This is a genomic window from Streptomyces sp. NPDC048718 (assembly GCF_043198875.1).
Classification (GTDB): Bacteria; Actinomycetota; Actinomycetes; order Streptomycetales; family Streptomycetaceae; genus Streptomyces.
The window spans coordinates 250,145-272,516 of record NZ_JBICVG010000003.1 but is presented as its reverse complement, the minus strand read 5'-3'; the positions used below and the strand labels follow the sequence as shown (position 1 = coordinate 272,516).

The following is a 22,372-nucleotide window of genomic DNA, read 5'->3' as shown; positions in this document are numbered from 1 at the left end:
CGGCTGTCGGTCGCGGTGTCGGCCGGCTGTCGGCGGCCTGTCGGTGGGCCCCGGTTTCCTTGGGGACATGACGCGATCACACACCAACGCCATCGAGGTACGGGGCCTCGTGAAGCACTTCGGCTCGACCAGGGCCGTCGACGGGGTCGACCTGGACGTCCGCGAGGGCACCGTCCTCGGGGTCCTCGGCCCCAACGGCGCCGGCAAGACGACCCTGGTCCGCTGCCTGTCCACGCTGCTCGTCCCGGACGCCGGCACCGCCGTCGTCGCCGGGTACGACGTGGTGCGCCAGCCCCGCCAGCTGCGCCGCACCATAGGCCTGACCGGCCAGTACGCCTCCGTCGACGAGAAGCTGTCCGGCCGGGAGAACCTCTACATGATCGGGCGGCTGCTCGATCTCTCCCGCGCCGAGTCCCGCCGCCGCGCCGACGAGATGCTGGAGCGCTTCTCGCTCACCGAGGCCGCCAAGCGCCCGGCCATGACGTACTCCGGCGGCATGCGCCGCCGGCTCGACCTGGCCGCCTCCATGATCGGCAGCCCCGCCGTCCTCTACCTGGACGAGCCCACCACGGGCCTGGACCCGCGCACCCGCAACGAGGTCTGGGCGGAGGTCAAGCGGATGGTCACCGACGGCGCGACCGTTCTGCTCACCACCCAGTACATGGAGGAGGCCGAGCAACTGGCCTCCGAGCTCACCGTCATCGACCGCGGCCAGGTCGTCGCCCGCGGCGAGGTCGACGAGCTGAAGAAGCGGGTCGGCGGCCGCACCCTCCAGATCCGCCCGTCCGACCCGGCCGATCTGCCCGCCATGGCCGCGGCGTTGCGTGAGACGGGGCTCGACGGGGTGTCCGGTGTCACCGTCGTCCCCGACGAGGGCACGCTGTTCGTACCGATCCTGGCCGACGAGCAACTGACCGCTGTCGTGGGCCTGTTCGGCGCCCGTTGCTTCGCCATCGCCGACATCGGCACCCATCTGCCCAGCCTCGACGAGGTGTTCCTCGCCATCACCGGCGCGAAGGCGTCCGGTTCCGACTCCGACGCCGACTCCGGCTCCGACTCCCCTTCCACCGCGACGCACGAGGAGGTCGCCGCATGAGCGCCGGCACGCTTCACCAGTCCCCCACGGACACCCGGTCTCCCGGGAACTCTCAGAGCCCCGCGCCCGCGGGGCGTGGCGCGTCCGCCGCGACCGGCGCCGACGACGGCCGGATCGGCCTGCGGGCCAACCTCCGCCACATCGGCGCCCTCGCCCGGCGCAACATGCTCCAGATCAAGCAGGACCCGGAGTCGATGTTCGACGCCGTCTTCATGCCGATCATCTTCGTGCTGCTCTTCGTGTACGTCTTCGGCGGCGCGATCGCCGGCAAGGGCAACAACCAGGAGTACGTGAACTACGTCGTGCCCGGCCTGATGGCCATGATGGGCATGAACATCGCGATGGGCGTCGGCACCGGCGTCAATGACGACTTCAAGAAGGGCGTCATGGACCGGTTCCGGACCATGCCGATCGCCCGCTCCTCCGTCCTCATCGCGAAGATCGTGGTCGAGATCGGCCGCATGATGATCGCCACCGCGATCCTCCTCGGCATGGGCTTCCTGCTCGGCCTGACGATCCACACCTCGGTCCTCGGCCTGCTCGCCGCCATCGGTCTGTCGATGGTGTTCGGCGCGGCCCTGATGTGGATCTTCATCCTGCTCGGTCTCACCATGAAGACGGCCCAGGCCGTCCAGGGCATGGCCATGATCGTGCTGATGCCGCTCCAGTTCGGCTCGTCGATCTTCGCTCCGACGAGCACGATGCCCGGCTGGCTGAAGTCCTTCACCGACTACAACCCGCTGTCCAACCTGGCCGACGCGTCCCGCGGCCTGATCAACGGCGGCCCCGTCGGCCACTCGGTGAGCATGACGCTGGCCTGGTCGGTCGCCATCACCGTCCTCATGGCACCGCTCGCGGTCGCCAAGTTCCGTAAGAAGACCTGAGCTTCCCGGTCCGGCCCTGCCCGGCCCGGGAAGCGCGGGAGCGCGGGAGCACGGGAACGCGCGGACCACGGGCACCGGGCACCGGGCAGGCACGGGACGGATACGGGAAACGGGGGACCATGGACTCGGCGCGCCGGATCCTCCCGGATCACTCCTGAATCGCGTCGGCGGCGCGTTCGAGCAAGACGGCGGCGTCCTCCAGAGTGAGGGCGCCGCCTTCGGCGCGCGCGGCCTCGAACGCGGCCGGATCGCCGGCGAACGCGGCCCGGATCAGCGCGGTCGCCCGCTCCCGGTTCTCCCGCTCGAACGGAGACGCCAGATGGTGCGGCGGCAGCAGCTTCTCGGACGCGCCGAGGAGCATCGCGGCGCTCCGGGCCACCCCTGTCGCGCCGGGCCCCGGTTCGCCGGCCCCCTCCCCGCCAGGCCCCTGGCCATCAGGCCCCTGACCACCCGGTCCGGCGAGCCCGGCGAGCGCCCAGGCCGCGGTCAGCAGATGGGTCGCCGGCATCTCCGGGGTCACCGTCCGCGACAGGTTGTCCAGGGCCTTGCCGTACGCCTGCCGGGCCCGGGCGAATCCGCAGGCGTACGCGCCGTCGAGGTTGTCCAGCCAAGCCAGGCTGCCGATGGTGAACCCCTCGAAGAGGGAGAACACCTCCGTCCTGAACTCGTCGAGCAGTTCCCCCAGATACACGCGGGCCTCGGCGGTACGGCCCGAGCGGCCGAGGAGGATCGCCAGGAAGATCCGGGCGGCCAGTGTCGGCGGATGGCTGCGCCGGTGGTCGGCCTCCACCAGCTCGCGCAGGATGCGTTCGGCCTCGTCCCGCCGGCCGGTCTCGGCCAGCATGTCGGCGTGGCGGGCACGCAGCACCCCCATCTGGGACTGGGCCCCGATCCGCCGCGCGTACTCCATCGCGGCCTCGAAGTCCTCGGCGGCGCCCGCGAATTCGAGCCTCCGCTCGCGCGCCTCGGCCCGCGAGGACAGCGCCTCGGCGATGCCCCAGGCGTCGTCGAGCCGGATGAAGAGCGCGAGGGCCTCGTCGGCGTCGGCTTCCGCACGGACGGCCGACGCGGCGCGGTTGGCGAGCAGATTGGCCCGCGTCTGGAGCGCGTTGGCCAGCTCCCAGTCGTAGCCGAGGTGCCGGCAGGTGTCGACGTTGGCCTCGATGGCCATGCGCATCCGCTCCGGATCGCCGGCGAGGATCGTGGCGAACACCGTGAGGGAGCCGGGCATCCGACAGGCCTGCGGCAGGCCGGGCGGATACGCGCCGGTGATCAGGCGCAGCCGGTCGAGGCCCTCGGGGCTGACCCAGAACCCCGTGTCGTAGTCCATGTTGAGCAGGGCGATCAGCCGGACCCCGCGCCGGGCCTCGGCCAGCTGGTCCTCGGCGAGCGGCGGCGGGGCGGCGGTGCACGGCTCATGGAGCGGGACGACGGGAGCGGCGTCCGGGCCGAACGGGTCGGGGCCGAGCGCGGCGACCGTCTCCGCCCAGTGCAGGGCGTCGGCGCGCAGGTCGCGCATGGTCCAGTACCAGACCAGCGCGTGGACGAGGACCAGCGCCTCGTGCTCGTCGCGCAGCCGTACGGCGGAGCGCAGCGCGGTGCGCAGATTGCCGTACTCGGCGACGAACCGGGCCATGGCGGCGGCCTGCCGGCCGGTGCGCAGCTCCGGGTCGGTGCGGCGGGCGAACTCGCGGTAGTGGACGAGATGGCGGCGCTCGGCGAACTCCCGTTCACCGGCCTCGTCGAGGCGTTCGGCAGCGTACTCGGCGACGGTCTCCAGGAGGCGGTAGCGCATGCCGGTGTCGTCCTCGGCGGCGACCACGAGCGACTTGTCGACGAGGGAGCCGAGGAGATCGAGGACATGGGCCGCGTCCGGGCCCGTGTTCGTGTCCACATCCGCATCTCCCGGCTTCGAGGGCCCCGTCTCCGGGCCGGCGCACACGGCCTCGGCTGCCTCCAGGTCGCAGCCGCCGGTGAAGACCGCGAGGCGCCGCAGGACGGCGCGTTCGGGGGCGTCGAGCAGGTCCCACGACCAGTCGACGACCGCGCGCAGGGTCTGCTGGCGCGGCAGGACGGTGCGGGCGCCGGAGGTCAGCAGCCGGAAGCGGTCGTCGAGCCGGTCGGCGATCTGGCGCGGAGTGAGAAGGCGCAGCCGGGCGGCGGCCAGTTCGATGGCGAGCGGCAGCCCGTCGAGGCGCCGTATGATCTCGTCCGCCGCAGCCTCGTCGTCGGCCACCCGGAATCCGGGCCGTACGGCCGCCCCGCGCTCGCCGAAGAGCCGGACGGCGGTGTCCCGGGGCAGCGGACCGACCGGGAGCGTCGACTCCCCCGGTACGCCCAGGGGTTCGCGGCTCGTCGCCAGCACCGTGACGGCCGGGCAGCGCGCGAGAACCCGCTCCACCAACTCCGCCGCCGCGCCCACCACGTGCTCGCAGTTGTCCAGGATCAGCAACAGGCGCCGGTCCGCGCAGTGTTCGACGATCCGGCCGGCGGAGTCCTCGGCGTGGCGCAGCTCTTCGGCGCCCGCGCCGCGCAGCACGGTCTCGCGGGCGCCGAGCGCGCCGAGCACGGCCTCGGCGACGGCCTCCGGGTCGGTGACGGGGGCGAGTTCGACGAACCAGACCCCGTCGGGCCATTGCCCGGCGGCCCGTTCGGCGGCCTCCTGGGAGAGCCGAGTCTTGCCCGCGCCGCCGGGCCCGAGGAGGGTGACGAGCCGGGTGGTGCCGAGCGCGCCCCGGACGGCGGCGAGGTCGTCCTCGCGGCCGACGAAACTGGTGAGCCGGGCGCGCAGATTGCCGCCGCCCCGGGGTGCTGTCCCCGACCCCGCCGTCGCGCCGGCGGCGGCCGACCCCTTCAGCAACTCGGCGTAAAGGGAGCGCAGTTCGGGCGACGGGTCGGTGCCGAGCCGGTCGGCGAGGGACCGTCGTATCGTCTCGTACGCCGCGAGGGCCTCCGACGGCCGGCCCGCCGCGCCGAGCGCCCGGATCCGCAGCGCCTGGAGCGGCTCGTCGAGCGGGTGCTCCGCGCAGAGCACGTCCAGTTCCGGCAGCGCCGAGGGTCCTTCGCCGAGCGCGAGCGCGGCGGCGAGCCTGGCCCGGCGGGCGTCGAGCCTGCGGGCCTCCCAGCGGGCGGCCTCGGCCTCCCGGTCGGGCAGATCGGCGAAGGGCGGGCCGGTCCACAGCTCCAGGGCCTCGTCGAGGAGCGCGGCGGCGCGCCCGGGGCGGCCCGCGTCGAGTTCCCGTACGCCCTCGGCGGTGAGCCGGGTGAAGCGGTGGGCGTCGACGTCGTCGGGCTCGGCGGCCAGCCGGTAGCCGCCGTCCGCGGACACCACCCGCTCATGGCCGAGGGCCCGGCGCAGCCGGCCGACCAGGGCCTGGAGCGCGGCCACGGCGTCGGCGGGCGGCTGCGCTCCCCACACCTCGTCGACGAGCACACCGACGGGCACCGGCCGTCCGGCCCGCAGCGCGAGCACGGTGAGCAGCGCGCGGACCCGCGGCCCGCCCACGGCCACGGCGGTACCGGGGGCGGCGGTTTCGGGCACGGCGGCGCCAGGGGCCGGGGCGCCGAGGGCCTGAGCGCCATGGGCCTGAGCACCATGGGCCGGGGCCGCGGGCGCGGGGAGACCGGGCACGGCGGCGCCGGACGCTGGACGCCCCCGCGTACCGTCCGACGTATGGGCCCGGGTGGGGCCGAGGACCGAATAACGCACGGCCCCATTGTCCGCGAGAGGCGGCCCGTACCGCCCCCGGCCCGGAACCCTCGCCCCGACCCGGTACGTTTCCGGCACGTACGCGACCCATCGCACCCGGGAGACCCCTCATATGTCCACGACCACCCCTCGCCACCACGAGCGGCGGGTCAGCCCCGTCTTCCTGGCGATCCTCGCGGTCATGGCCGTCACCGGCTGGGCCGTGTGGACGGACTTCGCGGCCTCCCCGGCCATCGCGATCTTCCTCTTCGTCACCTCGGCGTGGATCGTCTCGCTCTGTCTCCACGAGTACGCGCACGCCCGCACCGCCCTGCACGGCGGGGACATCACGGTCGGCGCCCGCGGCTATCTGACCCTGAACCCGCTCGCGTACACGCACGCGTGGCTGAGCATCGTCATCCCGGTGCTGTTCCTGATGCTGGGCGGCATCGGTCTGCCGGGCGGCGCGGTCTTCATCGACCGGGGCCGGGTGCACGGCCGCTGGAAGCACAGCCTGATCTCGGCGGCCGGCCCGCTCACGAACGTCCTGTTCGCGCTCGTGTGCACGGCGCCGTTCTGGCTGGGCCTGCTCGACGGGGTGCCGCGCCCGTTCCAGTACGCGCTGGCGTTCCTGGCGTTCCTCCAGGTGACGGCGTCGCTCCTGAACCTGATGCCGGTGCCGGGCCTGGACGGCTACGGGGTGATCGAGCCCTGGCTGTCGTACGGGATCAAGCGGCGGATCGAGCCGTACGCGCCGTACGGCTTCTTCATCATCGTCGCGCTGCTGTTCGTCCCGGCGCTCAACGGCGCGTTCTTCGACGCGATCGACGCGCTGATGCGGGCGCTCGGCGTGCCGGAGCTGTCCCGCTACTGCGGGTCGGCTCTCTACCGGTTCTGGGAGCCGGCCGCGGAGATCTGCCGTATCTGACCCGGCCCGGGATCACCCGGACCGGGGATCGCCCTCGGGCCGGGGATCGCCCCCGGGCCCGGGTGGGGTCAGCCCTGCCGCGCGGTGAGGCGGGCCCGCTTCACGTAGAACCACGCCATGTTCGAGGACAGACCGGCGAGCAGCACCCACACGATGCCGATCAGGTTGCCCTGGACGAAGGAGACGACGGCCGCGGCGACCGCGAGGGCGCAGACGACCAAGGCGAAGAGAGCGAGGCGGGGCATGGGTCGGCTCCTGTCCGTCCGGATAAGGGCGATGTGCCCGTCCAGTGTCCCCCATGCCTCGCGCGCGCCGCGCGCGGCCCTCCGCTCGCCCCTGCCCCCGCTCTTCACCTCCGGCGTCCCGGCGCCCCCGCCGCCGCGGACGGCGCTCAGACGTCGGTGACGCGCAGGCCCGCGTGCGCCTTGTAGCGGCGGTTGACCGAGATCAGGTTGGCGACGAGCGACTCGACCTGGTGGGCGTTGCGCAGCCGGCCCGCGAAGATGCCCCGCATCCCGGGGATCCGGCCCGCCAGGGCCTGGACGATCTCCACGTCCGCCCGCTCCTCGCCGAGGACCATCACATCGGTGTCGATCGTGTCGATCGAGGCGTCCTGGAGCAGCACCGCCGACAGGTGGTGGAAGGCGGCCGTCACCCGGGAGCCGGGCAGCAGCGCGGCGGCCTGCTCGGCGGCCGAGCCCTCGGCGGGCTTGAGCGCGTAGGCGCCCTTCTTGTCGAAGCCGAGCGGGTTGACGCAGTCCACGACGAGCTTGCCCGCCAGTTCCCCGCGCAGCGCCTCCAGGGTCGCGGCGTGCCCGTCCCACGGCACGGCGACGATCACGATGTCGCTGCGCCGGGCGCACTCGGCGTTGTCCGCACCCTCGACGCCGAGGCCCAGCTCGGCCGCGGCGGCCTCGGCCCGGTCGGCCGCGCGGGAGCCGATGACCACCCGCTGGCCGGCCTTGGCGAGCCGGTAGGCGAGGCCGCGGCCCTGATCGCCGGTGCCGCCGAGGACGCCGACGACGAGTCCCGAGACGTCGGGGAGGTCCCACGGGTCCTTGGGCGCGGCGGCAGGCGCGGCGGCGGGGGCGGGCACGGAAGGAGTGGCAGGGGCGGCAGGCGTGGAGGAGGAAGTCATGGCTCCGACATTACTGACCGGTCGCCGGGACGGACCCGTCCGGGTGAGTCCGCCGCGAACGCCCGCGCGGGGGCACCGGCCCCGGGCAGCATGCGGGGCCATGGACGCCGTACGTGTCGCGCTGCTGCGCGAAGTGCTCGCCGGTACACAGTGGCCGGCGGCCGCCCGCCGTTTCGCGGGCTCCCTCCGCTCCTCGGTCGTGTCGCACGGCGGCGGGCTGCTGCTCGTCGGCACGGAGGAGTACGAGCCGTGGCACATGGCCGCGCATCTCGTCGACGAGTCCGTCTGGTCCGGGCGGCCGGAGCTGGCGCCCACGCTGGTCCGCCACCGGGTCCGGCCCGGCGACCCGGCGCACCTGGCGGTCGGGCTCGGCCGGATCGCGTCGGCGGGGCGCGGGGCGACGCTGCTGATGGTGGCGCCGGAGCAGCCGGGCGAGGGGCTCTTGGAACGGGTCCACGACGCGCGCCGCGCGGGGGCGACTGTGCTGTCCCTGGACCACGGCGACCCGGAGGTGGGAGGGCTCGCGCACGAGACACTGACGGTCACGGCGGACGCCGGGGTCGATCTGGACACCGTGCAGCACCTGGTGAGCGCGGCGACCGGGGAGAACTGTCTGCCGCCGGCCCCCCGGAGCGGACGACTCCGCTTCCGTGACCGGCTGTCCCGGCTCGCCGACCATCTGACGGCCCCGCCTCCGGACCGCTGGTGAGCCACCCGACCGCCGGCGGGCAACCGGGGTAGCCGCCCCGGCCCCGCACCTGCTCCCACCCGGCCGATTCCCGTCCCCGCCCCCGGAATTCGGTTGTCGGCGCGGACCGGGCCACCGACCATGACCTCTCGTGAAACGAATCGCCGCTCTGCTCCCCGACCTCGCGCCCTGGCGCTCCTCCGCCGACTTCCGGCGGCTGTGGGCCCAGGGCGCCGTCACCGTCTTCGCGTCGTTCATGGCGCTGATCGCGCTGCCGCTCCAGATCAAGGAGCTGACCGGCTCCCCCTTCGCCGTCGGCGCGATGGGCGCGGTGGAGCTGGTCCCGCTGGTGGTGTTCGGGCTGTACGGCGGGGCGCTCGCGGACGCCGTCGACCGGCGCAAGGTGATCATGGCGACGGAGGCGGGGCTCGGGCTGCTCGCCCTGGTCCTGCTGCTGAACGCGCTCCTTCCGCACCCCCTGCTGTGGCCGCTGTACGTGGTCGCCGGCGCCGTCTCCGCGCTGACCGGTCTGCAGCGGCCCGCGCTCGACTCGCTGCTCGCGCGGATCGTGCGGCACGAGCACCAGACGGCGGCGGCCGCGCTCAACTCGCTGCGCTGGCAGGTCGGTTCGATCGCTGGACCGTCGCTCGCGGGTCTGATGGTGGCGTACGCGGGCCATGCCGCCGCCTACGCGGTGACGGTCGCGGGCTATCTGGTGTCGCTGCTGCTGTGCCGGGGGCTCGCGCCCGCGCCGGCCGCGCACGACGCCGACAAGCCGTCGCTGCGCGGGATCACCGAGGGCGCGCGGTACGCGTGCTCGCGGCCGGTACTGCTCGGCACGTACGCGATCGATCTGGCGGCGATGTTGTTCGCGTTCCCGAACGCGGTCTTCCCGTTCCTCGCCGACGAACTGCACGCCGACTGGTCGCTCGGCCTGATGTACGCGGCGGGTTCGGTGGGCTCGCTGGTGCTCGGGGTGACGAGCGGCTGGACCTCACGGGTGCGGCGGCACGGGCTCCTGGTGGTGGCCGGGGCGACCGGCTGGGGCGTGGCCATCGCGGCGGCGGGCTGGTTCGGGAACGTGTGGGCGGTGCTGCTCTGTCTGGCCGTCGCGGGCGCCGGCGACATGCTGAGCGGGCTCGGCCGGGCCACCATCTGGAACCAGACCATCCCGGAGGAGCTGCGCGGCCGGCTCGCGGGCATCGAGGTCCTCTCGTACAGCGTCGGGCCGCAGCTGGGACAGGTCCGGGCGGGCACCCTGGCCGGCTGGACGGGCACCCGGTCGGCGGTCTGGTCCGGTGGCCTCGCGTGCGTGGCGTCGGTGGGACTGCTGTGCCTGGCGCTGCCGAAGCTGCTGGCGTACGACGCGGAGACGGACCCGGACGCGCGGGCCCGCAAGGCGCGACAGGAGGCCCTGACCGGCGAGGCCGCCTCGGCCGCCTCCCGAGCGGGGGCGGCCTCGTGAGCGGGGGCATTCCAGGCCGGGGAGGGTGGCCGGGCCGGGATCCGGGAAACGTACACCCGCCCCCGCCACCCCGGCCCGGAAGGCTCACGCCTCAGCCCCCGCTCTCAGCTCTCAGCCGCCGGACGCGTCGTCGCCCTTGTGGCCCTTGTCGCCCTTGCCCGCCCTGTCGTGCCAGCGGGGGTCGGTGTCCCACTCCAGGTTGCGTTCCGCCGCGTTCTCCATGGCGTGGGAGGCCTCCTCGCGGCTGGCGTAAGGGCCGAACCGGTTCTTGGCCGGGCACTCGGGCCCTTCCTCGACCTTCTTGTGCTCCAGGCAGTAGTACCACTCGCCCGGCTTGCCGGCCGTACGCTTCTTGAACAGGGCCATCTCCCGGCTCCTTCCTTCGTCACCATGCTGCCCCGGACACGGTAGTTAGACTCGCTGACATGTCTGGCCAGTCGCTTCTCGTACCGGGGGAGATGTCCCCCCACCGTGCCGTTCCGGGGTCCATCCGCCGCCCCGAGTACGTCGGCAAGCCCGCGCCCGCCCCGTACACGGGGCCCGAGGTGCAGGACGCCGACACCATCGAGCGGATGCGGATCGCCGGCCGCCTCGCCGCGCAGGCGATGGAGGAGGCCGCCAAGATCATCGCGCCGGGTGTCACCACCGACGAGCTGGACCGGGTGGCGCACGAGTTCCTGTGCGACCACGGGGCCTATCCGTCGACGCTCGACTACCGCGGCTTCCCGAAGTCGCTGTGCACCTCGGTCAACGAGGTCATCTGCCACGGCATCCCCGACTCCACCGTCCTGAACGACGGCGACATCGTCAACCTGGACGTGACCGCGTACATCCACGGCGTCCACGGCGACAACAACGCGACCTATCTGTGCGGCGACGTCGACGAGGAGTCGCGGCTGCTCGTCGAGCGGACCCGGGAGTCGCTGAACCGGGCCATCAAGGCCGTACGCCCGGGCCGCCAGATCAACATCATCGGGCGGGTCATCGAGTCGTACGCCAAGCGCTTCGGCTACGGCGTCGTACGGGACTTCACCGGGCACGGCATCAGCACGGCGTTCCACTCCGGCCTGATCGTGCCGCACTACGACTCGCCGCACCACACCACGCTGATCCGGCCCGGCATGACGTTCACGATCGAGCCGATGCTGACGCTCGGCACGCACGAGTACGACATGTGGGACGACGGCTGGACCGTGGTCACCAAGGACCGCAAGCGGACCGCGCAGTTCGAGCACACGCTGGTGGTGACCGAGACCGGGGCGGAGATCCTCACGTTGCCGTGATCCGGCCGAGGGGTAGCGTTTTTACCGACAGGATGTCGGGAACCGGTTGACCGGGGTCGGCCCGGGTCGGCACGATCACCGTGGTTCTACGACCCCTACGGTCCCGGAGGCACGTCTTGACCACGCCCTTCTCGACGCTCATCCGCACGGCCTCGCACGAGCGGCACACCGAGGCGGAGACGTCGGGCTTCATGACCGACCTCCTCGGCGGACGCCTCGGTGTCGACGCGTACGCCCGCTACACGGAGCAGCTCTGGTTCGTCTACCGCGCCTTGGAGGGCGGCCCGGGGGCCCTGCGGTCCGACCCGGTCGCGGGGCCCTTCATACGGCCGGAGCTCTTCCGCACCGAGGCCCTGGAACGTGATCTCGCGCATCTGCGGGGGCCCGACTGGCGGGCCGGGGTCTCGGCCCTCCCGTCCACCCAGGCGTACGCGGAGCGGATCGCGGAGTGCGCCCGCACCTGGCCGGGCGGATACGTGGCGCACCACTACACGCGCTACCTGGGCGATCTCTCGGGCGGCCAGATCATCCGCGACCGGGCGGAGCGCACCTGGGGCTTCGCGCGGAAGGGCGACGGGGTGCGGTTCTACGTCTTCGACGCGATCGGGAACCCGGCCGCCTTCAAGCGGGACTACCGGGGGCTGCTGGACGCCGTGGCCGCCGACGAGCTGGAGAAGCGGCGGATCGTCGACGAGTGCAAGCGGGCCTTCGACTTCAACGGGGCGGTGTTCCGGGAGCTGGCGGGTGAGTTCTCACTGAGCGCCTGAGGACTTGAGGGCTTGAGGGCTTGAGGGCTTGAGGGCCGGGCGCCCGACCCTCTGGGCGGGCGCCGTACGGGAGCGCTCAGGCACTCCCGTACGGGCGTACGAAACCGCCAGGCCGCCGGATCGACCGATCAGCGGGTCGGCGTGGATTCGAGGCGGACCCGGCCGCCCAGCTCGACGATGCCGTCCGGACCGGGGGCGGTGAGCATCTGCGAGCCCCGCCCCTGGGTGATGTTGAGCGCGCGGCCCAGTTCGGCGGTGAGCAGCAGCGCCGCCGCGCCGGTGGCCTCGTCCTCGTCGATGCCGTCCCCGCGCCCCGGGAAGCCCCGGGCGCGGATCCGTCCGGCGGACTCGTCCTCCCAGGCCCAGGCGTAGATCCACTCCCCCGGCTCCGGGACGGCGAGCCCCTCGACCTCCTCGGCCGTCGCGTACCGCCGGAGCGTGCGCGGCGGCGCCCACTCCGCGCGGGCCTCGATCCAGGTGAACTCGCCGTCCCCGCGGACCCACACCTCTCCGGCGGGCGGGCGGACCACCTCCAGGTCGAGCAGCCAGGCCACGCCGACGAGCGGATATCCGGCGAAGGGCAGCCGGGTCCCCGGGGTGTAGATGTCGACGAACCCGCGCTCCGGGTCGTCCACGAACACGGTCTCGCTGAAGCCCAGCTCCTTGGCGAGCGCCTGCCGGGACGCCTCGTCGCGGTACGCCCGCCCCTCGCGTACGACACCGAGCCGGTTGCCGTACCGGCCGTCGCCCGAGCAGAAGACCCGTACGACGTCGATGTCGGTCATAGCGCCGGCCGGCTCCGGCCGGACCTCGCCTCTGTTCACGTTCCCCGTCCCCTCTCCGGTCACGATCACTTCACGGTCACGGCCGCCCTCGCGCGTCCGGGCGCGGGCACGGGCACGGGCGCGCGTCCGGTCGCCGTCGCGGCCGTGGTCCTGCCCGGCATTGAACCACCCGGCCCGGGGTCCGCCACCCCCGTCGATCCCCCACCGCCCCCACCGCCCCCCGTTGCCCCCCGTCGACCTCAAAGGGGGCGAATCGCTCAATCGGCATCTTTCACCTCTCTCTTGACCGTTCATTGACCAGGCCGTAAGCCAGTCGTGACAAGGGCGGGAGCCCTCCGCCCGCCCTGAGAGCTGAATCACGACCCAGGGGGGTTCTACTCAGGTAAGCCTCGGTTAAGTTAGGTCTGCCTCACTATTTCCGCCGTATCCAGCAGAGCCGTCCCCGAGTGGAGCCCCGCATGCGAGCCGTCCGTCTTTCCGTCGTCACCGCCGCCGCGACCGCGGCGACCCTGGCCGCCGTCACCGGCTGCGCCCAGAAGAGCGACGCCAAGGGCGGGGAGGGCGCGATCCAGGTGATCGCGAAGGACGACTCGTGCGAGGTCGGCACGAAGGACATCCCGGCCGGTCACGTCACGCTGAACGTGGAGAACCGCGGCAGCAAGATCACCGAGGTCTACGTCCTCTACCCGGACGACCGCATCGTCGCCGAGCGCGAGAACATCGGCCCCGGCACCAAGACCACCATCACCGCGGAGATCAAGGCGGGCGACTACGAGATCGCCTGCAAGCCCGGCATGAAGGGCAACGGCATCCGCCAGAAGGTCACCGTCACCGGGGGCAAGGCCGCCGCCGCCGCCAAGCGCTCCCCCGAGATGGACGCCGCCGTCGCCGGCTACCGCCAGTACGTGCAGGCCCAGGCCGACGCGACGCTGCCCAAGGTGAAGGTGTTCACCGACGCCGTCCGCGCCGGTGACGTCGAGGCCGCCAAGAAGGCGTACGCCGAGTCCCGGATCGGCTGGGAGCGCACCGAGCCGGTCGCCGAGTCCTTCGGTGACATCGACCCGAAGGTCGACGTCCGCGAGGACGGCCTGGAGGACGGCCAGGACCCGGTGAAGGACTGGACCGGCTGGCACCGCCTGGAGAAGGCGCTGTGGCACGACAAGAAGATCACCGCCCGTGAGAAGCAGCTCGCCGACCTCCTCGACAAGGACGTCGCCGACTGGGTGAAGCGGGTCGGCACCGCCGACATCACGCCGACCTCCATGGCCAACGGCGCCAAGGAACTGCTCGACGAGGTCGCCACCGGCAAGGTCACCGGCGAGGAGGAGCGCTACTCGCACACCGACCTCGTCGACTTCAAGGGCAACGTCGAGGGCGCCCAGAAGTCCTTCGAGCTGCTGAAGCCGGTCGCGCGGAAGAACGACGCCAAGCTGGTCGCCGAGCTGGACAAGCAGTTCGCCGCCCTGAACACGCTGCTCGACAAGTACCGCGCGGACAAGACCGGCTACGACTTCGTCTCGTACGAGAAGGTCACCAAGGAGCAGCGCAAGGAGCTGTCGGACGGCGTCAACGCGCTGGCCGAGCCGCTCTCCAAGCTCGCCGCCGCGGTCGTGAAGTAGCCGCCCGCGAACACGCCGTCCGCACACGCCGCTCCGGACACTGCGCACAGCGGCGCGGACGGCCACGGACGGCAGTGACGGACAGCGGCGACAGACGGCGGCGGACGGCAGTCGGGAAATGAGGGACCAGGCATGAGCGAGCAGACCTCCACGAGCGAGACCCCCGGGAAAAACGATCCGGCGGACAAGGCGAACAAGGCGGACAAGGACGGCACCACGCCGTCCCGCCGCTCGGTCATCGGCTGGGGCGGGGCCGGGCTCGCGCTCGGCGCCGCCGCCGCGGGCGGGGCCGTCGTCCTGGCCCGGGGCCGGGAGGACGCCACCGCCCCCGTCGCCGACACCGGCTCCGCCATCCCCTTCCACGGCACCCACCAGGCCGGTATCGCCACCGCCGTCCAGGACCGGCTGCACTTCGCCGCCTTCGACGTGAAGACGAAGGACCGCGAGGAGCTGATCCAGCTGCTCAAGGACTGGACCCGGGCCGCCGAGCGGATGACCGCGGGCCACGAGGTCGGCGAGGGCGCGTACGGCGGTCTGCCGGAGGCCCCGCCGGACGACACCGGCGAGGCGCTCGGCCTCCCGGCCTCCCGGCTCACCCTCACCATCGGCTTCGGCCCCTCCCTCTTCGACGGCCGCTTCGGACTCGCCGGCCGCCGCCCGGCGGCCCTGACCGATCTGCCCAAGTTCCCCGGCGACAACCTGGACCCGGCCCGCAGCGGCGGCGACCTGTGCGTCCAGGCCTGCGCGGACGACCCCCAGGTCGCCGTGCACGCCATCCGCAACCTGGCCCGCATCGGCTTCGGCAAGGTCGCGGTGCGCTGGTCCCAGCTCGGCTTCGGCAAGACGTCCTCGACGACCCCGGACGCCCAGACCCCGCGCAACCTCTTCGGCTTCAAGGACGGCACCCGCAACATCGCGGGCACCGAGACCGACCGGCTCGCCAAGCACGTCTGGGTGTCCGGCAAGGACGTCCAGGACGGCAAGGGCGCCGACGGCTGGATGGCCGGCGGCTCGTACCTCGTCGCCCGCCGGATCCGGATGAACATCGAGACCTGGGACCGGGCCCCGCTGTCCGAGCAGGAGGACGTGTTCGGCCGCGACAAGAAGGAAGGCGCGGCGCCGGGCAAGGCCAAGGAGCACGACGAGCCGTTCCTCAAGGCCATGAAGCCGTCCGCGCACGTCCGCCTCGCGCACCCCGACTCCAACGACGGGGCGACGCTGCTGCGCCGCGGCTACTCCTTCACGGACGGCACGGACGGCCTCGGCCGGCTCGACGCGGGCCTGTTCTTCCTGGCGTACCAGCGGGACGTGCGAACCGGCTTCATACCGGTGCAGACCCGGCTGGCCCGGCACGACGCGCTCAATCAGTACATCCAGCACGTGGGGTCGGCCGTGTTCGCGATTCCCCCGGGTGTCCGGGACAAGAACGACTGGTGGGGGCGGGCGCTCTTCGCGCAGGCCTAGCCGGGTCCGTCGGGTCCTGCCCGGCCGCTCCCTCTGGTCGTCACCCGTCGACCCGTCACTCGTAACTCGTAACTCGTAACTCCCGTATCTCTCGTCACTCTCGTCACTCGGAAAGGACACCGACGTGCTCGGCAACTATCTGATCGGCCTGCGGGAGGGCCTTGAGGCCAGCCTGGTGGTCTGCATCCTCATCGCCTACCTGGTGAAGACCGGCCGCCGCGACGCCCTCAAGCCGGTCTGGGCCGGCATCGCCGTCGCGGTCACGGTCGCGCTCGCCTTCGGCGCCGGGCTCGAGTTCGGCTCGCAGGAGCTGACCTTCGAGGCGCAGGAGCTGCTCGGCGGTTCGCTGTCGATCATCGCCGTCGGCCTGGTGACATGGATGGTCTTCTGGATGCGGCGCACCGCGCGGCACCTGAAGACGGAACTGCACGGCAAGCTGGACGCGGCGCTCCAGATGGGCACGGGCGCGCTCGTCGCGACCGCGTTCCTGGCCGTCGGCCGGGAGGGCCTGGAGACGGCGCTGTTCATGTGGACGTCCGTGCGGACCTCCACGAACGGTTCGTACGAGCCGCTGCTCGGCGCGATCCTCGGTCTGCTCACGGCGGTCCTGCTCGGCTGGCTGTTCTACCGGGGCGCGCTCAAGATCAACCTGGCGAAGTTCTTCACCTGGACCGGCGGCATGCTGGTCGTGGTGGCCGCGGGCGTCCTCGCGTACGGCGTGCACGACCTCCAGGAGGGCGGCTTCCTCGGCGGGCTGCAGAACAAGGCGTTCGACATCTCCGAGACGATCCCGCCGGACAGCTGGTACGGCACGCTCCTGAAGGGCGTGTTCAACTTCCAGCCGGACCCGACGGTCCTCCAGGTCACGGTGTGGGCGCTGTATCTGGTCCCGACGCTCCTCTTCTTCCTCGCCCCGATAGGGTCGGGGACGTCCAAGCGGGTGGCGAAGCAGAAGGCGACGACCGAGACCGATGAGAAGGCTGAGGCGAACCGGGCGGCCGAGGCGGCCGGCTGACACGCTCACAGGACCCGTCCGACCCGTCGAACCTGTCCGGCACGCGGCAGCGGGGCGGCGGGGTCCGCAGGGCCGGCGTCCGGCGGGCACGGTGCTCGCGGCGGCCGCGGCGGCCCTGCTCACGCTGACCGCGAGCGGCTGTGTGACGGTGCACGGCGAGAGCGCGCTGGTCCCGGCGGCCACGGCCGCCGAGGCCGAGCAGGCGCTCAAGGACTTCACCACCGCCTTCAACGAGGCGAACAAGACCTACGACCCGGCCCGCGACGCGGGCCGGGTCACTGGTCCGTTCGGGGAGATCAACCAGGCGGGCCTGCGCTCGCGCAAGATCACCAATCCCCACGGCAACCCGGACCACCGGCCGCTCGAACTCACCGACACGAAGTTCGTCATCCCGCGCAAGGCCGGCTGGCCGCGCTTCTTCCTCGCGGACACCGACTCCAACCGGGACACCGACCAGGGTCCCGGCGACACCCGCTGGCTCCTCGTCTTCGTCCGCGGCGGCGCCACCGAGCCGTGGAAGGCCGCCTATCTGTCGGTCATGAGCGCCTCCCGGGTGCCCGTCTTCAAGCGGGAGCAGGGGTACGCGGTGCCGGTCGCCGCCGGCTCGACCACGCCGGTGATCGCGCCGGGCGTCCTGGGCGAGCGGTACGTGTCGTTCCTCAAGGACGGGCAGCAGGGGCCGTTCACGCCCGGCACGCACACCACCGTGTGGCGGGAGCAGCGGAAGAAGGCGGCCGCTCGGACCGGGCTCGTCACGCAGTACGTCGACCAGGCCGAGAGCCGCGGCGACTTCGCCCCGCTCGCGTTCGCCACCGAGGACGGCGGCACGCTGGTCTTCTTCGCCACCCGCTACTACGAGCGGCAGACGGCGGCGGCGGGTTACCGGCCCAAGGTCGGCGCGGACGTCAAGGCGCTGATGACCGGCGAGGTCAAGAACACCGTCACCAAGCGGTGGGTGTCCAGCCAGACGGCTCTGCTCAAGCCCGCCGGCACGGAGCGGAACGCCGTCACGGTGCTGACCCGGCTCCAGGGCGTGACGGCGGCGGAAGGCTCGTAGGCGCAGGGCGCAGGGCGAGGGGGCGCAGGGCGCGGGGTTGAGGCGCGTACGGACAGGGCGGGTCGTGTACGGGCGTGCCGGCGGCGCGAGCCGCCGGGCTGTCGGGCGCGGTGCGGGCCCGGCGGGCAGGCACCGGGTCAGCGGGTCAGTGGGTCAGCGGCCAGGCGACCTCGGGGGCCGCGCCCTGGGCCTCCTGCTCGGCCGCGTGCCGGGCGCAGGCGTCGGTGAGGGACTCCAGCAGGTTCAGCGGGTCCGGCAGCGGGTGCTCGGGGCCGCGAACCCAGGTGAGCACCGGCTGGCTGTCCTCGTCGCCGGGCAGCCGGGACGGCGGGACCAGCACGTACGAGCCGCGGCAGTGCCAGCGCAGCCCCGGATGCTCGTCCATGGTCTCCGGATGGCAGTCCAGCTCGCACGGCCACCACTCGTCCTCGTCCTCGGGAGTACCCCGGGTGGCGGTGAAGAAGAGCATGCGGCCCTCGTCCGGCCGGTCGTCGGCGGCGTCGGAGACGACGACCGGACCGACCTCGACGCCCTCGGCGAGCAGCCGCTCCAGCGCGGCGCGGCCGGCCCGCAGGGGGACGTCGAGCACGTCGTGGACCATGCCGGTGGCGGTGATGAAGTTCGCCTCGGGCGAGCCCTGCGCCCAGCGCTCGATCTGCGCGCGGTCGGTGGTCGACTGGGTCTGCCAGGCGAAGGAGACGGGGTGGCGGCCGGGGGTGGGGCAGCCGATCCGCTCACAGGAACAGCGGTAGCCGACGGGGTGCGCGGCCGGGGCCAGCGGCAGTCCCGCCGCCGCGGCGGCCAGGAGCATCGTCTCGCGGTCACGCGCGCGGTCGTTCCCCGCCTCGGCGGCGTTCCGCCGGGGGCGCTTGCGCAGCCACTGCGCGAGTCTGCTCTCCGTGCCGCGGTTGCGGCCGATCCCGTCGCCCATCTATCCCCTCACACCTCAACGTCGCCATGCCCGCCCGTACGGATCCATGGTCCCACCATCCTGCGCCCCGGGTGAACGGAGCGGGGAACCGGGGCGGGGCGCGGACGGGGCGCGGACGGGGCGCGGACGTGCGCGGGCAGGTGTCCGAGGGCGGGCTCGGGACGTCGGGGCAGCGCGCCGGGGCCGGTCCCGGGGGCGGTCCCGGTCCGGCCTGGGGCCGCCCCCGGCGCCGTCTCAGCGCCGCGGGGCGAGACCGAGCAGGGCGTGATCGACGAGGGCGTCGGCGTAGTCGTGGGTGAGCGGCTGCGTACGGTGCAGCCAGCGGTGATGCAGCGGGCCGACGAAGAGTTCGACGGCGATACGGGGATCGACGGCCGGGTCCACGGCGCCCGTGGCCTGCGCGGCCTCGATCCGGCGGATGTAGGCCTGGAGCTGGGGTTCCAGCAGCCGGGCGGTGAACTCGGCGCCCAGGGTCGCGTCGAGGATCCCCTCGGCGGTCAGGGCGCGGGTGGCCCGCTCGAAGGCCGAGTCCGTCAGCTCGTCGACGGTGGCCCGCAGGACGGTCTTGAGATCGGCGGCCAGGTCCCCGGTGTCGGGGAAGTCGACGTCCGCCACGCCGCCCGCCTCCTCGGCCGTATGGGTGGCGAGGTCGAGAAACGCCTCCAGGAGGACGGCCGCCTTGGTGCCCGTGGGCCACCAGCGGTAGATCGTCTGCTTTCCGACACCCGCGCGGGCGGCGATGCCCTCGACGGTGGTCCGGGCGTAGCCGTTCTCGGCGACCAGGGCGAGGGCGGCGTCGTAGATGGCGCGGCGCGAGCGCTCGCTGCGGCGGGAGGCGTCGGGGGCGGCTTTGGTGTCGGGCATGGGGTCAACGTACCAGCGCCGAGACGCCTCGTCTCGCCGAACCGTGGCCGACGGCTCCCCCGCACCTCGCGCCCACACCCTTTGCCGGGCCCTTCCCGGGCCCCGCGCCGGTCCCGCGCCGGCCCCGCCTTCGCGTCCCTCGCCCTCGCTCCTTCCGTTCGCCATCCGTCTTCCGGCCCCTCGCGCGAACCACCCGAACGGCCCACTGCGTTCGCCGCCCGGAAAGCGGACCATGGGCTCAAACGATCAGCGCTCAGCGACCGTAGAGGAGCCCTCTTTGCGCCACACTCCGCGCGAGGCCTCGCCCCGCCGTTATCTGATGTGCCCACCCGCGCACTTCAAGGTGACGTACTCCATCAACCCCTGGATGGACCCCACGAAGCCGGTCGACGTCCCCCTCGCCATCGCGCAGTGGGAAGACCTCCGCGACCGCTACCTCGCGCTCGGCCACACCGTCGAGATCCTCGAACCGTCCCCGGGCCTGCCGGACATGGTCTTCGCCGCGAACGGCGCGACCGTGGTGGACGGCCGGGTGCTCGGCGCCAAGTTCGCCCATCCGGAGCGCTCCGGGGAGGCGTCGGCGCATCTGGACTGGTTCCGTGAGCACGGCTGGGCGGACCTGGACATCCGGCTGCCCGAGCATGTCAACGAGGGCGAGGGGGACTTCGCCGTCACCGCCTCGTGGGTCCTGGCGGGCCGGGGCTTCCGCTCCAGTCCGCTGGCGCGCGACGAGGCCCAGGAGTTCTTCGGCAGACCCGTGATCGGCCTGGAGCTGGTGGACCCGCGCTACTACCACCTGGACACGGCGCTGTGCGTGCTCGACGACGCGCGCGACGAGATCATGTACTTCCCCGAGGCGTTCTCGGCCGGCAGCCGGGCCGTCCTGGAGCGGCTGTTCCCGGACGCCCTGACCGTGACGGACGAGGACGCCGCCGTCCTCGGTCTGAACGCGGTCAGCGACGGGCGGCACGTGATCCTCCCGCAGGCGGCGGTGGGGCTGTACGCACCGCTGCGGGCGCGCGGGTTCGAGCCGATCGGGATGGATCTGGGCGAGCTGCTCAAGGGCGGCGGCAGCGTGAAGTGCTGCACGCAGGAGCTGCGCGTCTAGGAGCCCTGGCCCAGGGGGCGCAGGGCGACGCCCCCAGGGGAAGAAGGCCGGTGAGGACGCGTGGCCCGTCGGCCTTCCTCTTCCCTCTGCCCGCTCCCCTCTCGGCCGGTCCGGGGCACGGGCTCGCACGGAACACGGACCCGGCCGGCCTGGACCACGCGGGTAGGGTCCGCACCACACCGAACAGGAGGAGTCCTCGCATGAAGCACGCGATCGTGATCGCGCAGACGACCGTCGACGACGAGGACGGGGCGGCGGCCCTGGCGCGCGGTGCCGTCGAGAACAGGCTGGCGGCGTGCGCGCACATCGACCCGGCGCTCACGGCCGTCTACCGGTGGCAGGGGCGCGTCGAGAGCGCCCAGGAGTGGCGTGTCTCGTACAAGACGACCGAGGACCGGCTCCCCGAGCTGGAAGCGTGGGTGGGCGAGAACCACGCGTACGCCGTTCCCCAGTGGATCGTCCTGCCCGTGACGGGCGGGTCGGAGTCGTATCTGTCCTGGGTGGCCGAAGAGACCAGACCGAACTGACGCCGGCCCGTGCCGTCCTTGACCGTCCTCGCCGCCGGTCAGTCCTCGTCCGGCTCCGGCGGCCAGGCGTCGCCCCAGTCGATGTCCCGGGCCTGCTTGTACAGGGGGCCGTGCCGCTTGGTGACGGTCTCCCGGCCGAGGCCGTCGGGGCCGCACAGGTCCAGCAGGACCTGGCCCTTGCGGATCTGCGGCCTGCGGGTGATCCGGGCGGGGGCCGGGGTCACGGGGAACCGGGTGGCGGCGACGTACGCGTACTTCTCGTCCTCGTACGGCAGCGACCCGCCCTTGACCTTCCGGTGCAGCGAGGAACGGCTGACCCGGGCGGCGAAGTGGCACCAGTCCGTGCCCGGCACGATCGGGCAGGCGCCGCTGTGCGGACAGGGCGCGGCGACGGTGAACCCCGCCTCGACGAGGAGGGTGCGGGCGGCGATGATCCGCTCGTAGCCGTCGGGGGTGCCGGGCTCGACGATCACGACGGCGCGGGCCGCCCGGGCCGCCTCGGCGACGAGGGTGGCACGGTCGGCCTCGGTGAGCTCGTTGAGGACGTACGAGACGGTCACCAGGTCCGTGTCGTCGGCGAGCTTCAGCGACATGCCGATCCGCTCGCGCCGCCACTCGGCCTCGAACACGCCCCGGGCGAGTTCCGCACCGAGCTTCAGCGCCGGCTCGGCCCAGTCGAGGACGGTGGTGCGGGCGGCGCCCTCCCAGGTCTCCGCGACGGCCCAGCTCGCCGCGCCGGTGCCGCCGCCGAGGTCGATGTGGGTACGCGGGGCCCAGTCGGGCGCGGCGTCGGCGAGGGCGCCGAGCGCGGCCCGTACCGCCTCGAAAGTGGCGGGCATCCGGTACGCGGCGTAGGCGGCGACGTCGGACCGGTCGCGCAGCACGGGCACGTCGGTCGGGGTGGTGCCCCGGTAGTTGGCGATCAGCCGGTCGACGGCCTGCGCGGCCTGCCGGGGCGGCAGGCCGTCGAGGACGGCGGCGAGCGCGGCGCGCAGGGTGTCGGCGGTGGGGGCGGAGACGTTCACCGCAACAGTCTAGGCGGGACCGTCCTCGCCACCTCCTGCG

Annotated in this window: 21 protein-coding genes; 13 read left to right on the top strand and 8 right to left on the bottom strand. The window is 73.1% G+C overall.

The genetic code is table 11. From position 1 onward, the window contains the following. The first annotated feature begins 67 nt into the window (after positions 1-67). Together ACGFRB_RS06870 and ACGFRB_RS06865 are read left to right on the top strand one after the other, a co-directional pair. On the top strand, positions 68-1,096 hold the full coding sequence (locus ACGFRB_RS06870) for an ATP-binding cassette domain-containing protein (protein ID WP_393239995.1): 1,029 nt from the start codon (positions 68-70) through the stop codon (positions 1,094-1,096). Beyond that, a complete protein-coding gene (locus tag ACGFRB_RS06865) occupies positions 1,093-1,980 on the top strand; it encodes an ABC transporter permease (protein ID WP_393239993.1) in 888 nt (295 codons plus the stop codon). The genes ACGFRB_RS06870 and ACGFRB_RS06865 overlap by 4 nt, the downstream gene beginning before the upstream one ends. 148 nt (positions 1,981-2,128) lie before the next feature. Here the strand turns inward: ACGFRB_RS06865 and ACGFRB_RS06860 are convergent, their stop codons facing one another. Next, positions 2,129-5,521: a BTAD domain-containing putative transcriptional regulator gene (locus ACGFRB_RS06860; RefSeq protein WP_393239990.1), complete on the bottom strand. Its 3,393-nt coding sequence runs from the start codon at positions 5,519-5,521 to the stop codon at positions 2,129-2,131. Positions 5,522-5,801: 280 nt separating this feature from the next. Here ACGFRB_RS06860 and ACGFRB_RS06855 point away from each other — a divergent pair, with 280 nt between their 5' ends. Next, entirely contained in the window at positions 5,802-6,596 is a 795-nt protein-coding gene (locus ACGFRB_RS06855; protein ID WP_393239987.1) for a site-2 protease family protein, read from the top strand. A gap of 68 nt (positions 6,597-6,664) precedes the next feature. Here the strand turns inward: ACGFRB_RS06855 and ACGFRB_RS06850 are convergent, their stop codons facing one another. Beyond that, on the bottom strand, positions 6,665-6,841 hold the full coding sequence (locus ACGFRB_RS06850; RefSeq protein WP_363004856.1) for a hypothetical protein: 177 nt from the start codon (positions 6,839-6,841) through the stop codon (positions 6,665-6,667). Positions 6,842-6,987: 146 nt separating this feature from the next. Next, entirely contained in the window at positions 6,988-7,734 is a 747-nt protein-coding gene (gene npdG, locus ACGFRB_RS06845) for an NADPH-dependent F420 reductase (protein ID WP_393239985.1), read from the bottom strand. A 100-nt stretch (positions 7,735-7,834) separates the two neighbouring features. On the opposite strand from npdG, the gene ACGFRB_RS06840 reads away from it, so the two are divergent. Together ACGFRB_RS06840 and ACGFRB_RS06835 are read left to right on the top strand one after the other, a co-directional pair. Continuing rightward, positions 7,835-8,443 (top strand): hypothetical protein, encoded by a 609-nt coding sequence (locus ACGFRB_RS06840; RefSeq protein WP_363004860.1) that lies wholly within the window; start codon positions 7,835-7,837, stop codon positions 8,441-8,443. Positions 8,444-8,573: 130 nt separating this feature from the next. Further along, positions 8,574-9,887 carry an MFS transporter gene (locus ACGFRB_RS06835; protein ID WP_393239982.1) on the top strand — a complete coding sequence of 438 codons (1,314 nt, stop codon included), beginning with the start codon at positions 8,574-8,576 and terminating at the stop codon, positions 9,885-9,887. A gap of 111 nt (positions 9,888-9,998) precedes the next feature. On the opposite strand, the gene ACGFRB_RS06830 is transcribed toward ACGFRB_RS06835, so the two are convergent. Next, a complete protein-coding gene (locus tag ACGFRB_RS06830; RefSeq protein ID WP_363004872.1) occupies positions 9,999-10,253 on the bottom strand; it encodes a hypothetical protein in 255 nt (84 codons plus the stop codon). Positions 10,254-10,312: 59 nt separating this feature from the next. On the opposite strand from ACGFRB_RS06830, the gene map reads away from it, so the two are divergent. Next, a complete protein-coding gene (gene map / locus ACGFRB_RS06825; RefSeq protein ID WP_363004874.1) occupies positions 10,313-11,170 on the top strand; it encodes a type I methionyl aminopeptidase in 858 nt (285 codons plus the stop codon). A 116-nt stretch (positions 11,171-11,286) separates the two neighbouring features. Further along, positions 11,287-11,937, top strand: coding sequence for a heme oxygenase (biliverdin-producing) (locus ACGFRB_RS06820; RefSeq protein WP_393239978.1), 651 nt, complete (start codon positions 11,287-11,289; stop codon positions 11,935-11,937). A gap of 128 nt (positions 11,938-12,065) precedes the next feature. On the opposite strand, the gene ACGFRB_RS06815 is transcribed toward ACGFRB_RS06820, so the two are convergent. Next, positions 12,066-12,722, bottom strand: coding sequence for a PhzF family phenazine biosynthesis protein (locus ACGFRB_RS06815; protein WP_393239976.1), 657 nt, complete (start codon positions 12,720-12,722; stop codon positions 12,066-12,068). A gap of 458 nt (positions 12,723-13,180) precedes the next feature. On the opposite strand from ACGFRB_RS06815, the gene efeO reads away from it, so the two are divergent. From efeO to ACGFRB_RS06795, 4 genes are all read left to right on the top strand, one after another. Further along, a complete protein-coding gene (gene efeO / locus ACGFRB_RS06810) occupies positions 13,181-14,341 on the top strand; it encodes an iron uptake system protein EfeO (protein WP_393239973.1) in 1,161 nt (386 codons plus the stop codon). Positions 14,342-14,473: 132 nt separating this feature from the next. Then, complete coding sequence (gene efeB / locus ACGFRB_RS06805; RefSeq protein WP_393239970.1) at positions 14,474-15,805, top strand: iron uptake transporter deferrochelatase/peroxidase subunit; 1,332 nt, start codon at positions 14,474-14,476, stop codon at positions 15,803-15,805. Positions 15,806-15,929: 124 nt separating this feature from the next. Then, positions 15,930-16,820: an iron uptake transporter permease EfeU gene (gene efeU, locus ACGFRB_RS06800; protein ID WP_393239968.1), complete on the top strand. Its 891-nt coding sequence runs from the start codon at positions 15,930-15,932 to the stop codon at positions 16,818-16,820. A 91-nt stretch (positions 16,821-16,911) separates the two neighbouring features. Further along, positions 16,912-17,877 (top strand): hypothetical protein, encoded by a 966-nt coding sequence (locus ACGFRB_RS06795; RefSeq protein WP_393239965.1) that lies wholly within the window; start codon positions 16,912-16,914, stop codon positions 17,875-17,877. Between the two features lie 145 nt (positions 17,878-18,022). Here ACGFRB_RS06795 and ACGFRB_RS06790 read toward each other — a convergent pair whose 3' ends face one another. Further along, entirely contained in the window at positions 18,023-18,808 is a 786-nt protein-coding gene (locus tag ACGFRB_RS06790; RefSeq protein WP_393239962.1) for a bifunctional DNA primase/polymerase, read from the bottom strand. A 234-nt stretch (positions 18,809-19,042) separates the two neighbouring features. Further along, positions 19,043-19,672 (bottom strand): TetR/AcrR family transcriptional regulator, encoded by a 630-nt coding sequence (locus ACGFRB_RS06785; protein WP_363004890.1) that lies wholly within the window; start codon positions 19,670-19,672, stop codon positions 19,043-19,045. A gap of 232 nt (positions 19,673-19,904) precedes the next feature. Here ACGFRB_RS06785 and ddaH point away from each other — a divergent pair, with 232 nt between their 5' ends. Together ddaH and cutA are read left to right on the top strand one after the other, a co-directional pair. After that, a complete protein-coding gene (ddaH, locus tag ACGFRB_RS06780; protein ID WP_363004892.1) occupies positions 19,905-20,780 on the top strand; it encodes a dimethylargininase in 876 nt (291 codons plus the stop codon). 200 nt (positions 20,781-20,980) lie between these two features. Further along, the gene (gene cutA / locus ACGFRB_RS06775; protein ID WP_393239958.1) at positions 20,981-21,307 is read left to right on the top strand and encodes a divalent-cation tolerance protein CutA; all 327 of its coding nucleotides are present in this window, start codon (positions 20,981-20,983) and stop codon (positions 21,305-21,307) included. 38 nt (positions 21,308-21,345) lie between these two features. On the opposite strand, the gene ACGFRB_RS06770 is transcribed toward cutA, so the two are convergent. Continuing rightward, the gene (locus ACGFRB_RS06770) at positions 21,346-22,332 is read right to left on the bottom strand and encodes a small ribosomal subunit Rsm22 family protein (protein WP_393239955.1); all 987 of its coding nucleotides are present in this window, start codon (positions 22,330-22,332) and stop codon (positions 21,346-21,348) included. Between the last annotated feature and the right edge of the window lie 40 nt (positions 22,333-22,372).

What these genes read in the sequence shown, in the direction of transcription:
- ACGFRB_RS06870 (WP_393239995.1), top strand. Translation starts at nt 68, where the DNA reads ATGACGCGATCACACACCAACGCCATCGAGGTACGGGGCCTCGTGAAG.
- ACGFRB_RS06865 (WP_393239993.1), top strand. Translation starts at nt 1,093, where the DNA reads ATGAGCGCCGGCACGCTTCACCAGTCCCCCACGGACACCCGGTCTCCC.
- ACGFRB_RS06855 (WP_393239987.1), top strand. Translation starts at nt 5,802, where the DNA reads ATGTCCACGACCACCCCTCGCCACCACGAGCGGCGGGTCAGCCCCGTC.
- ACGFRB_RS06850 (WP_363004856.1), bottom strand. Translation starts at nt 6,841, where the DNA reads ATGCCCCGCCTCGCTCTCTTCGCCTTGGTCGTCTGCGCCCTCGCGGTC.
- npdG (WP_393239985.1), bottom strand. Translation starts at nt 7,734, where the DNA reads ATGACTTCCTCCTCCACGCCTGCCGCCCCTGCCACTCCTTCCGTGCCC.
- ACGFRB_RS06840 (WP_363004860.1), top strand. Translation starts at nt 7,835, where the DNA reads ATGGACGCCGTACGTGTCGCGCTGCTGCGCGAAGTGCTCGCCGGTACA.
- ACGFRB_RS06830 (WP_363004872.1), bottom strand. Translation starts at nt 10,253, where the DNA reads ATGGCCCTGTTCAAGAAGCGTACGGCCGGCAAGCCGGGCGAGTGGTAC.
- map (WP_363004874.1), top strand. Translation starts at nt 10,313, where the DNA reads ATGTCTGGCCAGTCGCTTCTCGTACCGGGGGAGATGTCCCCCCACCGT.
- ACGFRB_RS06815 (WP_393239976.1), bottom strand. Translation starts at nt 12,722, where the DNA reads ATGACCGACATCGACGTCGTACGGGTCTTCTGCTCGGGCGACGGCCGG.
- efeO (WP_393239973.1), top strand. Translation starts at nt 13,181, where the DNA reads ATGCGAGCCGTCCGTCTTTCCGTCGTCACCGCCGCCGCGACCGCGGCG.
- efeB (WP_393239970.1), top strand. Translation starts at nt 14,474, where the DNA reads ATGAGCGAGCAGACCTCCACGAGCGAGACCCCCGGGAAAAACGATCCG.
- ACGFRB_RS06790 (WP_393239962.1), bottom strand. Translation starts at nt 18,808, where the DNA reads ATGGGCGACGGGATCGGCCGCAACCGCGGCACGGAGAGCAGACTCGCG.
- ACGFRB_RS06785 (WP_363004890.1), bottom strand. Translation starts at nt 19,672, where the DNA reads ATGCCCGACACCAAAGCCGCCCCCGACGCCTCCCGCCGCAGCGAGCGC.
- ddaH (WP_363004892.1), top strand. Translation starts at nt 19,905, where the DNA reads ATGGGCTCAAACGATCAGCGCTCAGCGACCGTAGAGGAGCCCTCTTTG.
- cutA (WP_393239958.1), top strand. Translation starts at nt 20,981, where the DNA reads ATGAAGCACGCGATCGTGATCGCGCAGACGACCGTCGACGACGAGGAC.